Genomic DNA, 13,215 nt, shown 5'->3' with positions numbered 1-13,215 from the left:
GGTCATCCCCTGCGGTTACTGGAACGACGCCAGATAGGCGACCAGTTGATCGATCTGTTCGGGCGTTAGCGATTTGGCGAAGGTGTCCGGCATGAAGGACATACCGTTGGCGGAAAACATGTCGCCCGGATGCAGGTAAACACTCGGCGTGACGATGGATTCACGGATGAAGCCTTCGGCGTCCTTGGCCTTGCCCTTGTAGTCAGGCGAGGCGATGACCTGCTTGGCCCGACTGGCCAACCCGGCCAGTGATGGCCCGGCGAGGTTGACGCCCGGCGCAATCGAGTGGCAAGCGCTGCACACCGGCGTTGCGTTCGTTCGAAACAACGCCTCGCCCAAGGCGATCGGATCTTCCTTGCCGGACACCGGGCGGGCGGCGGGAGGTGGTTGGCCGTCGCCGGTGGCATTCTGCTGTGCCACGGTGAGGTCCATGCCGGGGATCGATGCACCGGTCACCAGAATCGGGCGCGGCGGCCAGCCTTGATTGTCGACCTTGCTCACCCAATCGAGGAAGGTGATCAAATCGGCGATTTCCTCGTCGCCGAGTTTCAGGTTCGGCATCAGGCGACGATGGCGTTGCTCGTCATAGAACTTTGAAGGGTCTTTGAGGAATGCAGTGAGATAAGGGGCGCCGCGCTGCTGGGCGATTTTCGTCAGGTCCGGGGCGTAATAAGCCCCCTCGCCGAACAGGGTGTGGCAATTGATGCAATTGTATTGATGCCAGACATCCTTGCCGCGAGTGACCTGGGGCGTGATCTGTTGAGCGTTGGTCAGTGTGGGGAACTGCCGGTGACTATCAACAGTCATGCCCAGAAACACCACAGCAGCGATCGCCGTCGATATCAGTGCGAATGAGCGTGTCTGGCGTTTGTTCATTGCGAACTCCCTATACGCCGATACCGGTCCAATAGGTGATGCCGATCACTCCGGCATAGACGACCGCGCTGGCCATCAGCACGAGCACTGCATAGCTGACGAGCTTCAAGACTTTGTGCACGACTGCCTCCCAATCTGGAAGTGCAGGTGGAAAGTGCGTTAGCCCGTTGCACTGACGATTGCTTGAGGTCTGCATTCGAACAGCTGCGAACAGGCGCTGAAGATTGACGACTTCACCAGGCCTTGCGTTTAAGTGCCGTGGTTCAGTGGGGGAGGCAGGATGACTGTGAGCCTAGTAGACGTCGCGCGACTGTCAATGACTCGGGTGGACTTCATTCACCGTCTTTTTTCTTTCCACCATCAGCGTCTGGCTTGCCGCCGAACATGCCAAAAAGGTTCTGGGTGTTGAGATAAAGCGCCTTCGACTGGTCGACATATTGGCGCATCAGGTCCTGCATCACAGGGGCCTGTTGATGCATGAAGTCGCTCCAGGCCTCGGACGACTGCGCGCCGGTCTGGGACTGGATGTCGATGACTGTCTGGATGCTTTTATCCAGGTAGCTGCCGAGAACGCCCTGATAAGGGCCGTAGAACTGGATAATCCCCATCAGCATTTCGGTGGTGAAGATCGGCTCACCGCCACTTTCGGCTTCCAGAATCACTTGCAGCAGGATGCTGCGGGTCAGATCCTCGCCGCTCTTGGCATCGACCACCAGAAAGGCAATTTTGTCGACCACCAACTGGCGTATGTCCGCCAGCGTCAAATGACTGCTGGTGTGGGTGTCATACAGTCGGCGATTGGGGTACTTCTTGATCAGGCGGGGGGTGGTATCAGTCATGCGGGGCGTCTCGCGGCGGCCTGGTTTGCAGGCATCTTAACCTACAATCATCATTGGTGTTCTTGAGGCCGACTTGCTCGCGAAGAGGCCCGCTATCACAGCACAAATCCAGCAGCAAAAAGGAGACTGCGCCGTCAAGCGAGTCCCCCTTTGTGCAACCAGAACTGGCTTACCAGATCGGCAAGGTGTAGCTGACGATCAGGCGGTTCTCATCCAGGTCGCTGCCGAAGTTGGTCGAGCGAACCGTCGCGTTACGCCATTTCACCCCGACATTCTTCAACGGCCCGCACTGCACGACATAGCCGATGTCGGTATCACGTTCCCATTCCTTGCCTTCCGGGCGGTTGCCGCCCAGATCGATATTGTCGCCGGTGAGGTAGCGGGTCATGAAGGTCAGGCCCGGAACGCCGATAGCCGCAAAGTTGTAGTCGTAGCGAGCCTGCCAGGATTTTTCGTCCTTGCTGGCGAAGTCGCCGATCTGCACGAAGTTCACCAGGAAGGCATCGGTGCCGTTGACGTAGGCGTAGCCGGTGTCGCCGCTCATGCCTTGATAACCCAAGCCCAAGGCATGCCCGCCGAGGTTGTAGGTGAACATCGCGCCAATGGCATTGTTATCGACATTGCTGCCGCCATCATCCGTTGAACGGGCAAAGCGCAGATCCGTCTTCAGCGACTGCCCCGTCGTCACCGGCAACACGTAGGTCAGGTTGACCAGGTGCTGGCTGTAGAAGTTGTCGAAGTGACCGTAGCTGTAGCCGGTGGCGAGGTTGCTCGTCCATTTGTAGTTCAGGCTGGCAAAATCGAAGCTGTCGCTATCGACATGACGCGTCGTGATGCCCTTGGCGCCGGTGCGGGTGATGCCCATGTCCTCGTAATCCGAGGAGTCGCGCTGATTGACCTGTGTCAGTCGCCCGGCATCCACCGTCAGGCCTTCGATTTCCAGCGACGTCAACTGACCGCCCTTGAAGGTTTGTGGCAACAGCCGAGAATCGTTGGCCAATACCGTGGGCAGTTTCGGCAGCAGCGTGCCAAGTTTTAGTGTGCTTTTTGAAGCACGCACTTTGGCGGTCAGGCCCAGTTCGCCGTATTCGTCCTGCGCACCTTTGCTCGTGTCGCGGTGGCGTTTGAGCAGGCCGGAGCCTGCGCGATCAGGGCTGGAATCGAGCTTGACGCCGACCAGGCCAATCGCATCGAAACCCACGCCGATCAATCCTTCGGTGAATCCCGATTCATAGCGCAGCAGGAAACCCTGGGCCCATTCCTCTTGTTTGGATTGGGCGGCGTTGTCCTGGCGATAGTCACGGTTGAAATAAAAGTTGCGCAGCTCAAGGCTGGCCTTGCTGTCTTTGACGAAGTCGGCAGCGGCGGGGGCCGAGAGGCTGATGACGCCGCCGGCCAGCAACAGTCGGGTAGCGAGGGTGCGGGTATTGCGGTCCATGGTGAAGCCCCTTTTGTTTTTATTATGGAAAGACAGGTCCCACGGCCCTCGCCAGGTGGGCGAGGGCTTATCGATAAAAAACGCGAACGCCGAAAAGACAGGAGCGTGGCGCCGCGTGCGGTTCAATCGTTAGAACTGTTCGGCGCTCAGGCCAAACAAGGAGGCACTGCCTGCGCGGATGGATTGCTCCAGACTCAATATGCGCGGCAGCAAGCGGTGGATATAGAAGTCGGCGGTGGCGATTTTCGCGCCATAAAACCCTTCGTCTTCGTGCAGCTTTTGCTTGGCAACCTGTGCCATGCGTGCCCAAAGCCAGGCGTAGGCGACGTAACCGAACAGGTGCAAATACTCGACCGATGCAGCGCCGATTTCGTTGCGATTGGTCGTGGCCTGATCCTGCAGCCAGTCGCTCAAGTCCTCCAAACGCCGCACGGCATCGAACAGTTGAGCGGAGTAGGGCGCGTCAGGCTGATGGGCGAAATGACGGATCTCACCGGTGAACTGGCGCAGCGCGAAGCCCTTGTCGGCGAGCACTTTGCGTCCGAGCAGGTCCAGCGCCTGAATGCCGTTGGTGCCTTCGTAGATCTGCGCGATACGCACGTCACGGACCAATTGTTCCTGGCCCCATTCGCGGATGTAGCCATGGCCGCCGAACACTTGCTGGCCGTTGATGCAGCTTTCGAGGCCGGTGTCGGTAAAAAACGCCTTGGCCACCGGAGTGAGCAGCGCGACCAGGGTTTGCGCGCTGTCGCGCTCCTTGGCGTCATCGGAAAACTTCGCCAGGTCCAGTTGCTGCCCGACATAGCTGGCGAACGCACGGCCGCCCTCGGTCATGGCTTTCATGCTGAGCAGCATGCGGCGCACATCGGGGTGAACGATGATCGGGTCGGCCACTTTGTCCGGAGCAATAGCACCGGTCGGCGCGCGGCTCTGCACACGTTCACGGGCGTAAGCCACGGCGCTCTGATAGGACGCTTCGGCACAGCCAATGCCCTGAATGCCGATGGAAAGGCGCTCGTAGTTCATCATGGTGAACATCGCCGCCAGGCCTTTATTGGCTTCGCCGACCAACCAACCGCTGGCGCCGTCGAAGTTCATCACGCAGGTGGCCGAGGCCTTGATGCCCATCTTGTGTTCGATCGAACCGCAACTCACGGCGTTGGCATCGCCGAGGGAACCGTCGGCATTGACCAACACTTTGGGGACGACAAACAGCGAGATGCCTTTCGGCCCCGCCGGTGCATCCGGCAGTTTGGCAAGCACCAGATGGACAATGTTTTCGGTCAGGTCCTGATCGCCACCGGTGATGAAGATCTTGCTGCCGGTGATGCTGAAACTGCCGTCGGCCTGAGGTTCGGCGCGGGTGCGGATCATCCCCAGATCGGTGCCGGCGTGGGCTTCGGTCAGGCACATGGAACCGGCCCAACGGCCTTCGTACATCGGCGGCAGGTAAAGGTTTTTCAGGGTGTCGCTGGCGTGGGCATCCAGTGCCAGGCAGGCACCGGAACTCAACGCTGAATACAGGGCGAAACTGGAGTTGGCGCCGTAGAGCATTTCTTCGAACTGCACGGCGAGCATCTTCGGCATGCCCATTCCACCGAAATCAGCGTTACCGGAAAGACCCACCCAGCCGCCTTCGATGTAGGTGGCGTAAGCCTGTTTGAAACCGATCGGCGTGCTGACCTGGCCATCAACCCACTGGGCGCCTTCCTCGTCGCCGCTGCGATTCAATGGCGCAATCAGGTGCGAGGTGACTTTGGCCGCCTCCTCAAGAATGGCGTCAGCGGTGGCGGCGTCGACACTGTCGGCCAGGGCTGGCAGGCGCGCCCACAGGGCCGGGGCGTCGAACACTTCATGCAGCACAAAGCGCATGTCACGCAGCGGGGCGTTGAATTCGGGCATAACGTGAACCTCAAAAGGTTGTGCGATGGGCACGGCGCTGCTTGAGCAGGCCGTGCCCTTTCTATCAATGGCTGGAAGCGCTGGCGGCACCGAGGCCGGTCTGGGCGCGAACGAACTGGTCGGCGTAAGCGTCACGCTCCTTGTCGGCCCGCACGCTGCGGTCGAGTTTCGACACCACGACGATCACGAAGAACGCCAGCGGCATGGAGAACAGCGCCGGGTGGTCGTACGGGAAGATCGCGTGAGCATGGCCGAGCACGGTGACCCAGACGGCAGGCGAGAGGATCACCAGCACCAACGCACAGATCAGGCCGGCGAAACCACCGATGATCGCGCCTTTGGTGGTCAGGCCTTTCCAGTACATGGCCATGATCAGCACCGGGAAGTTGGTCGATGCGGCGATGCCGAAGGTCAGGCCCACCAGGAACGCGACGTTCATCTTCTCGAACAGAATGCCCAGCAGAATCGCGATGATGCCCAGGCCCACGGTGGCCATGCGGGTCACGCGCATTTCCTGTTTCTGGCTGGCTTTGCCTTTCTTGAACACCGTGGCGTAGAGATCGTGGGATATCGCCGAGGCACCGGCCAGGGCCAGCCCGGAGACCACCGCAAGAATGGTGGCGAAGGCCACGGCCGAAAGGAAACCGAAGAACAGGTTGCCACCGACCGCTTTGGCCAGGTGCATGGCGACCATGTTGCCGCCGCCAATCAAGGCGCCGCCGACTTCGCCATTGACGTAGTACTGCGGGTCAGTGCCGATGATCACCATCGCGGCAAAGCCCAGGGTGCAGACAACAAGGAAGAAGAAACCGATGAAACCGGTGGCGTAGAACACCGACTTACGCGCTTCCTTGGCGTTAGGCACGGTGAAGAAGCGCATCAGAATGTGCGGCAGACCGGCAATCCCGAACACCAGGCCCAGCGACATCGAAGCGGTGTTGATCGGGTCGGCGAGCATCGAGCCAGGGCCCATGATGTTCCAGCCGCTGGCATGCGCCTCGACGGCTTTGGTCGCCAGGGTTTCGTAGCTGAAACCGAATTGCGACATGGCCATGAACGCCAGAGTCGTGCCGCCGGCAAGCAGCAACACAGCCTTGATGATCTGCACCCAGGTGGTGGCGATCATGCCGCCGAAGATCACGTACACCAGCATCAGTGCGCCGACGATCACCACGGCTACCGGGTAGTCGAGGCCGAACAGCAACTTGATCAATTGACCCGCACCGACCATCTGCACGATCAGGTAGCAGCACACCACCGTCAACGAACCAAACGCAGCGAAGATCCGCACTTTGTTCTGGTCCAGTCGATAGGACACGATATCGGCAAAGGTGTAGCGCCCCAGGTTGCGTAAGCGCTCGGCCATCAGGAAGGTGATGATCGGCCAGCCGACGAAGAACCCGATGGTATAGATGAAGCCGTCATAACCCTTGGCGAATACCAGGCTGGACAGCCCCAGCAGCGTGGCGGCGGACATGTAGTCGCCGGCAATTGCCAGACCGTTCTGGAACCCGGTGATGCCACCGCCCGCCGTGTAGAAGTCCGACGTGGATTTGGTTTGCCGCGCGGCCCACCAAGTGATGGCCAGCGTGCCCAGCACGAAGACGAAGAACATGCCGATCGCATGCAGGTTGAGCGGTTGTTTTTCCACCGCGCCCAGCGCGGGTGCAGCCAGCACCACGGAGGCCGGCAATAGCCCGGCAGCGGCGAGGATAAGTTTACGGAGCAGAGTCATCACTTGCTCTCCTCGAGAATGGCGGCGCCCAGTGCATCGAAACGCGTGTTGGCGCTGTAGACGTACCAACCGGTCAGCAACCAGGAAAAAATGATGATCGCCGCGCCAACCGGCATGCCCAGGGTCAACATCCGATGCTCGGCGATCGGCGCATGCAGCCACTGCGGGGCAAATGCCACCACCAGCATGAACGCGTAGTAAGTGCCCAGCACCGCAGCACTGAGTGACCAGGCCAGGCGCGAACGGCTGCTCACCAATTGAAGGAATTTCGGGTTGGACCGAATGCGTTCACAGCGTTGGGTATCGGTTGAATGGATGTCGATCATGGGTGGCTCCACATTTGTTGTTATAGGCGTTTGAACGTGGCCGAATTCGGCGTGCACGAGCCCGAAGCGGCAGGTAAAACACCTGCCGCTGGGTGGTACAACGTCGGTTCGGGTTAGAGCGCTTTGGCCCTGTCGCGCAGAACGTACTTCTGGATCTTGCCGGTTGAAGTCTTCGGCAGCAGGGTGAAAATCACCGTACGCGGCACTTTGAAGCCGGCCAGGTGTTCGCGGCAGAAGCTGATGATGTCGGCCTCGCGAACATCCTGGTGATCAGCCTTCAACGTGATAAAGGCGCAGGGCGTTTCGCCCCACTTCTCATCAGGGCGGGCGACGACGGCCGCTTCCATGACGGCTGGATGGCGATAGAGCACACCTTCCAGTTCAATGGTGGAAATGTTCTCGCCGCCGGAAATGATGATGTCCTTGAGCCGGTCCTTGATCTCGACGTAACCGTTCGGATGACACACCGCCAGGTCGCCGGTGTGGAACCAGCCGCCTTCGAACGCTTCGGCCGTCGCGGTCGGGTTCTTCAGGTAGCCCTTCATCACGGTGTTGCCGCGCATGAAGATCTCACCGATGGTCTGACCATCTCGCGGGGTCGGCTCCAGCGTCTTCGAATCGCCGACCAGCACGCCTTCGAGCGTCGGGTAGCGCACGCCTTGACGGGATTTGATCTGCGCCCGTTCGTCCAGCGGCAACTCATCCCATTCGGCATGCCAGGCGCAGAGCGTCACCGGGCCATAGGTTTCGGTCAGGCCATACACGTGGGTGACCTTGATGCCCATTTCTTCCACGGCACCGATCACTTTGGCCGGTGGCGCGGCACCGGCGACCATGGCGTTGACCGGGTGATCGATCGCCGCTTTAGCCGATTCCGGCATGTTGACCAAGGCATTGAGCACAATCGGCGCAGCGCACAGATGGGTGACCTGATGCTCGCGGATCAAGGTGAGGATTTTCTGCGGATCGACACGGCGCAGGAACACATGCACACCGGCCATGGCGGTGATGATCCACGGGTAGCACCAACCGTTGCAATGGAACATCGGCAGGGTCCAGAGGTACACCGGGTGGTTGCCCATGGCCCAGGTCATCTGGTTGCCCAACGAGTTCAGGTAAGCACCGCGATGGTGGTAAACCACGCCTTTGGGGTTGCCGGTGGTGCCTGAGGTGTAGTTCAGCGAGATGGCTTGCCATTCGTTCGCCGGCCACTGCCAGGCAAAAGCCGGGTCGCCTTCAGCCAACAGCGCTTCATAGTCCAGATCGCTGACAGCCTGGCCTTCACCGTATTCCGGGTCATTGACGTCGATGACCAGCGGCGGGTGATCCAGCATGCCGATCGCCGCGTGAATCACATCATGGAACTCGCGGTCGGTAATCAGCACCTTGGCTTCGCCATGTTGCAGCATGAAGGCGATGGCTTCGGCATCCAGACGCACGTTGAGCGGGTTGAGCACCGCGCCAATCATCGGCACGCCGAAATGCACTTCAAGCATCTCGGGAATGTTGGGCAGCATTACCGCCACCGTGTCGTTCTTGCCGATGCCGCGACCGGCCAGCGCCGAAGCCAGGCGGCGGCAGCGGGTGTAAGTCTGCGCCCAGGTGCGGCGAATAGAACCATGGATGACGGCGGGGTAGTCCGGATAAACGCTGGCGGTACGCTCGATGAAGCTGAGCGGAGACAAGGCAATATGATTGACAGCCGCAGGGCCTAGCCCTTGTTCATAGATCGACATGTACGGGTACTCGGTGGCTGATTGTTAGCTCTATAGGTGACCTTGCAGCGTCGCCGCTGAGGGCACCTTTTATGTCCGGCTTGCTTTATATAACATTCAGCTACCGATATGGAAGTACAACCTACGTCATATAGGATATGTACTATATTTTATTCTGGCAGGTCTAAATGAATGCAGTGACACCGCCAAGGCCGGTATATCCTTGGCTTCCCCAACGTAGCGGACCTGTGATGACCCTGACTCCCGTTCGATTGCACAGCTGGTTGCGCCTGCAGCGCGAGGGCGTGTCGCTGGCCGCCCGGGCCGATGCGTTGTGCCGTGCGTTGCAGGATTGCCCTGAGGTGCACCGGGCGGTTTATTTGAGTTGGCAAGCCAATGCGCGGATTTACAGCCACGAGGGCGCCGCCCAGCATTTTCCACCGGGGCTGGGCGACCCTTCGCTGGCCAGCGATCGGTTGCTGTTTAATCGGCTGGTCGAAGCGGGGCGGCTGGACCTGGCGCAAGTGCGGCAACTCGATTGCTGGTTGGCCGGCCGATTGCGTCGGGCCGCTATCAGCCATGGCCAGGTGTTTGATCTGGCCTTGCAACCGGGGCAACCGGGGTTGTTGCTGGTGGAAGTGTGCGAGGGCGTGAGTCTTGATTGGCTGGGTTGGGTGCAGGACTTGCTGACGACGTTGCTGAGCAGCGTCAACGGCATGCTGCGGGGCTCGCCGCTGTTGGGTCACGATCCGCAGCCGAGTCTGTTGCTCGATGCGCAGGGCCGGCCGCTGGAATTCAATGCCGCGCTGTTGGCACTGCTCGCCGAAAAGCCGCTAACCGAGGTTCTGGGCTTTTTGCCGGTGAATCACCGGGTGCTGGTCCGTGCCTGCCTCGACCAGCAACGCGCCATCGACGGGGTCGAAGCCCAGTTCGAAGCGCAGATCCTGATCTGGACGTTTATCCCCGATCCCCAGGACAACCGTGTGCTCGCCCGTTGCCGCGATGCCACGGCACAAGTGCTGGCCGAGCGTGAAGCCGCCACGGCACGGCGGCTGTACAGGCTGATCATCGAGAACACCACTGACCTGATTTCCCGACACACACCGGACGGGCGCTTTCTGGATGCATCGCCCGCATCCTGGACATTGCTTGGCTACTGGCCGGAAGAGTTACGCGGGCAAATGGCCCAGGGCTTGTTCCATGGTCAGGACCTGGCCAGCCTGGTGCAGCGCGCGCGGGATGCTCTGGAGCAGGACGGTTATCACACAATGACCTATCGCATTCGTCATCGAGACGGGCATTACCTGTGGTTCGAAACCGCAAGCCGGGCGATTCGTGAAACCTACACCGGGACGGTGGTTGAAGTGGTCAGCGTGTCCCGGGACATTACCGCTCGGGTGCAAGCCGAGGAGAACAAGCGGCGTCTGGCGGAGGTGGTCGAGGCCAACACCGATCCAGTGTTGTTCATCGACTCCGAGGGGCAGGTCACTTATCTCAATCCTGCTGCTCGGCGCATCCTCGGGATCGACGAGCAACAGCCGATGCCGGCCCTGGCGACGTTGTTCGCCAGCGGCGACCTGGCACGTCTGCAGCGTGATGGCTGGAGCAGCGCCGAACGCGACGGTGTCTGGAGCACCGATGCGCGATTGCAGCCACCGGGTGGCGGCACTTCAGTGCCGGTATCGCTGGTGTTGCTGGCGCACCGTTCGGCCGGCGGCGAGCGCTATTACTCCTTGGTGGCGCGGGACATGACCGAGCGTGAACTGCGTGAGGTGCAACAGCGCCGCCATCAGGACGAACTGGCGCACACCGCGCGGTTGGTCACCCTGGGTGAATTGGCCTCGGGCATCGCTCACGAAATCAACCAGCCGCTGGCGGCGGTGGTCAATTACGCGAATGCCAGCCAGCGCTATTTACAGACGCTGGATTCCAATCCCCAAGCCGCCGCCCGAGTGGCGCAGGGGCTGGAGCGCATTACCCATCACGCCACGCATGCTTCAGAAGTGATCAGACGTTTGCGCGCGTTTCTGCGCAAGGGACAGCGCCGGATGCAAGCCCTGAATTTCACCGATGTCGCCCGCGAGGCCGTGCGTTTGTGTGCCTGGGAAGCGAGCAATTGCCAAGTGACAATCGAGGATCGCCTGCCGGATAATCTGCCGCCGATTTATGCCGACCGGGTGCTGCTGGAGCAGGTGCTGCTCAATCTGTTGCGCAATGCCATCGATGCCAACCGCGAACAACATCCGGGGCAGCCGTCACTGATCGTGATGGCCGCGGGGCAGGGCGGTGGTGCAACCGTGGAAATCAATGTGCAAGACCAGGGGCCAGGCGTCAGCGAGCCGGAACTGGAGCAGATATTTACCCCGTTCTATACCAGCAAGGCCGATGGCCTGGGACTTGGCTTGTCCATGAGCCGCAGCATCATCGAAGGGTTCGGTGGCGAATTGCAGGCCCGACGCCAAGCTGTCGGGCTGCTGATGTGCTGCCGCTTGCCGCTGGCCGGCCCAACAAAACAACAACAGGAATAACGTAATGGCAGGTGTGACGGAGCACGTGGTGTATGTGGTCGACGACGATCAAGGCATGCTCGATTCAACAGTCTGGTTATTGGAATCAGTAGGGCTCAAGGCCTTGCCGTTTACCAGTGGCGTGGAGTTTCTCAGTGCCTGTGATGCCACGCTCGATGCCTGCGTGCTGCTCGATGTTCGCATGCCCGGCATGGGCGGTTTGAACGTGCAGGAAGAAATGCGCACACGTGAGCTGAACTTGCCGATCATTTTCGTCAGCGGGCACGCGGATGTGCCGATCGTGGTTCGCGCCTTCAAGGCAGGCGCCCATGACTTCATCGAGAAGCCCTATAACGAGCAATTGCTGCTGGACAGCGTACAACAGGCGCTCAGTAACTGCGCAGCAAACCGCTCGGGCAATCAGGGTCATGAAGCCTTGCAGGCACGTTTGCTGACACTGACCCCACGGGAGCGCGATGTCTTGCTGCCGCTGGTGCAGGGTTACACCACCCGTGAGATCGCTGAGCAACTGGGCGTGAGCGCAAAAACCGTCGACCTGTATCGTTCGCGGGTGATGAAACGCATGCAGGCCAATACCTTGCCGGACCTGGTGGGCATGGCCATTGCCGCTGAACTGGTCGATCCGCTGAAGCTGCGGTGATTGCTCGCGTTTTCCATTGAGCGACTATGCTGGGCTAACCGATCTCATCCCTCTGCAGCGATCTGCAAGGAGGCAGCAATGGTGCCCACATCCAGCTCCGAGAAGGCGTTCACACGCAGTCTGCTCGATGTTTTGATCCGTGCAGGGCTGATTGCCGTACTGGTGCTGTTCTGCTTTGAGATCTTCAGCCCGTTCCGCGACCTCATGCTGTGGTCGCTGATCCTGGCGATCACCCTTTATCCATTGCAAGTGCGGCTCAAAGGGCCGTTGGGTCAGAAAGACGGCCGTATTGCGACGCTGATTGTGCTAATCGCTATTGTGGTTCTCATGGTGCCGATCTATCTGTTGGTCACCTCGATTGCCGATTCGGTCGCGCATGCCATGACCACCGTGAAGGACGGCAACTTCCATATTCCGCCACCCGCTGACTCAGTCGCTGACTGGCCGTTAGTGGGCAAGTCTGTCTCTGCTTTATGGCTGCAGGCCTCAACCGATCTTCCCGACCTGGCAGCGAAGTACCTGCCGCAGATAAAACATTTCAGCTTGAGTTTCCTGGGCAAACTGGCCGGCGTCGGCATGGGGTTCCTCACCTTTATCTTTGCATTGATCATCGCCGGCATTTTCATGGCCTATGGCGAGAGCGGCAGGCGCAGTGCGGTACAGATCGCTTCACGCGTCAGCGATCCGGGCAAGGGGTCGAAAATCGCCGAACTGTGTACCGCAACGATCCGTGCGGTCGCGCTGGGGGTGGTCGGCATCGCCTTCATCCAGATGCTGCTGGTGGGCATCGGATTCGTGATCAAGGGTGTCCCCGGCGCCGGTCTGCTCGCCTTGGCGGTGCTGCTGCTCGGCATCATGCAATTACCGGCGACGCTGATTACGCTACCCGTGATTGCCTTTGTGTTCGCCACCGAAGGGGCCAGCACGGCGACCATCGTCTTCGCCATCTATGTGTTCGTTGCCGGCCTGGTGGATAACGTGCTCAAGCCATTGCTGTTGGGGCGCGGTGTCGATGTGCCGATGCCGGTAGTGTTGATCGGTGCCTTGGGCGGCATGGTCACCAGCGGTATCCTCGGGCTGTTCATCGGCCCGGTGGTGCTTGCGGTCGGCTATCAGTTGTTCTGGCAATGGGTGGAGGATCAGCCGCAGAACAGACCGGACGTCCCGCGGACGTTATGACTGCCCGGGCTTGCGCTAGCATAAAAGGTGTTCAGAC

The 13,215-nt window shown here is 60.1% G+C and carries 10 protein-coding genes; 3 read left to right on the top strand and 7 right to left on the bottom strand.

Annotated features, from left to right (window positions below; translation table 11 throughout):
- Positions 1-15: 15 nt before the first annotated feature.
- The 7 genes from FQ187_RS00680 to FQ187_RS00650 all read right to left on the bottom strand — a co-directional run bounded on the left by FQ187_RS00680 (position 16) and on the right by FQ187_RS00650 (position 8,852).
- The gene (locus tag FQ187_RS00680) at positions 16-876 is read right to left on the bottom strand and encodes a c-type cytochrome (RefSeq protein WP_149628015.1); all 861 of its coding nucleotides are present in this window, start codon (positions 874-876) and stop codon (positions 16-18) included.
- A gap of 332 nt (positions 877-1,208) precedes the next feature.
- Positions 1,209-1,715, bottom strand: a complete 507-nt coding sequence (gene phaR / locus FQ187_RS00675; protein WP_149628014.1) for a polyhydroxyalkanoate synthesis repressor PhaR — start codon at positions 1,713-1,715, stop codon at positions 1,209-1,211.
- Positions 1,716-1,884: 169 nt separating this feature from the next.
- On the bottom strand, positions 1,885-3,153 hold the full coding sequence (locus tag FQ187_RS00670) for an OprD family porin (RefSeq protein ID WP_149628013.1): 1,269 nt from the start codon (positions 3,151-3,153) through the stop codon (positions 1,885-1,887).
- A gap of 129 nt (positions 3,154-3,282) precedes the next feature.
- The gene (locus FQ187_RS00665) at positions 3,283-5,055 is read right to left on the bottom strand and encodes an acyl-CoA dehydrogenase C-terminal domain-containing protein (protein WP_149628012.1); all 1,773 of its coding nucleotides are present in this window, start codon (positions 5,053-5,055) and stop codon (positions 3,283-3,285) included.
- A gap of 64 nt (positions 5,056-5,119) precedes the next feature.
- The gene (locus FQ187_RS00660; RefSeq protein WP_149628011.1) at positions 5,120-6,790 is read right to left on the bottom strand and encodes a cation acetate symporter; all 1,671 of its coding nucleotides are present in this window, start codon (positions 6,788-6,790) and stop codon (positions 5,120-5,122) included.
- Positions 6,790-7,116, bottom strand: a complete 327-nt coding sequence (locus tag FQ187_RS00655) for a DUF485 domain-containing protein (protein ID WP_048393398.1) — start codon at positions 7,114-7,116, stop codon at positions 6,790-6,792. The genes FQ187_RS00660 and FQ187_RS00655 overlap by 1 nt, the downstream gene beginning before the upstream one ends.
- Positions 7,117-7,229: 113 nt before the next feature.
- Positions 7,230-8,852 carry an acyl-CoA synthetase gene (locus tag FQ187_RS00650; protein WP_149628010.1) on the bottom strand — a complete coding sequence of 541 codons (1,623 nt, stop codon included), beginning with the start codon at positions 8,850-8,852 and terminating at the stop codon, positions 7,230-7,232.
- A gap of 230 nt (positions 8,853-9,082) precedes the next feature.
- Here FQ187_RS00650 and FQ187_RS00645 point away from each other — a divergent pair, with 230 nt between their 5' ends.
- The 3 genes from FQ187_RS00645 to FQ187_RS00635 all read left to right on the top strand — a co-directional run bounded on the left by FQ187_RS00645 (position 9,083) and on the right by FQ187_RS00635 (position 13,178).
- Positions 9,083-11,359 carry a PAS domain S-box protein gene (locus tag FQ187_RS00645; protein ID WP_149628009.1) on the top strand — a complete coding sequence of 759 codons (2,277 nt, stop codon included), beginning with the start codon at positions 9,083-9,085 and terminating at the stop codon, positions 11,357-11,359.
- Between the two features lie 4 nt (positions 11,360-11,363).
- Positions 11,364-11,999 carry a response regulator transcription factor gene (locus FQ187_RS00640; protein ID WP_046055223.1) on the top strand — a complete coding sequence of 212 codons (636 nt, stop codon included), beginning with the start codon at positions 11,364-11,366 and terminating at the stop codon, positions 11,997-11,999.
- A 78-nt stretch (positions 12,000-12,077) separates the two neighbouring features.
- Positions 12,078-13,178: an AI-2E family transporter gene (locus tag FQ187_RS00635; protein WP_149628008.1), complete on the top strand. Its 1,101-nt coding sequence runs from the start codon at positions 12,078-12,080 to the stop codon at positions 13,176-13,178.
- The last annotated feature ends 37 nt before the right edge of the window (positions 13,179-13,215 follow it).

Source organism: Pseudomonas sp. ANT_J28 (assembly GCF_008370005.1).
In the GTDB taxonomy this organism is placed as follows: Bacteria; Pseudomonadota; Gammaproteobacteria; order Pseudomonadales; family Pseudomonadaceae; genus Aquipseudomonas; species Aquipseudomonas frigoris.
The sequence above is the reverse complement of the archived record's forward strand: the minus strand, read 5'-3'. Positions and strand labels throughout refer to the sequence as shown.

Coding starts and splice junctions, on each gene's coding strand:
- FQ187_RS00680 (WP_149628015.1), bottom strand. CDS start 876: ATGAACAAACGCCAGACACGCTCATTCGCACTGATATCGACGGCGATC.
- FQ187_RS00655 (WP_048393398.1), bottom strand. CDS start 7,116: ATGATCGACATCCATTCAACCGATACCCAACGCTGTGAACGCATTCGG.
- FQ187_RS00665 (WP_149628012.1), bottom strand. CDS start 5,055: ATGCCCGAATTCAACGCCCCGCTGCGTGACATGCGCTTTGTGCTGCAT.
- phaR (WP_149628014.1), bottom strand. CDS start 1,715: ATGACTGATACCACCCCCCGCCTGATCAAGAAGTACCCCAATCGCCGA.
- FQ187_RS00640 (WP_046055223.1), top strand. CDS start 11,364: ATGGCAGGTGTGACGGAGCACGTGGTGTATGTGGTCGACGACGATCAA.
- FQ187_RS00660 (WP_149628011.1), bottom strand. CDS start 6,790: ATGACTCTGCTCCGTAAACTTATCCTCGCCGCTGCCGGGCTATTGCCG.
- FQ187_RS00670 (WP_149628013.1), bottom strand. CDS start 3,153: ATGGACCGCAATACCCGCACCCTCGCTACCCGACTGTTGCTGGCCGGC.
- FQ187_RS00645 (WP_149628009.1), top strand. CDS start 9,083: ATGACCCTGACTCCCGTTCGATTGCACAGCTGGTTGCGCCTGCAGCGC.
- FQ187_RS00650 (WP_149628010.1), bottom strand. CDS start 8,852: ATGTCGATCTATGAACAAGGGCTAGGCCCTGCGGCTGTCAATCATATT.
- FQ187_RS00635 (WP_149628008.1), top strand. CDS start 12,078: ATGGTGCCCACATCCAGCTCCGAGAAGGCGTTCACACGCAGTCTGCTC.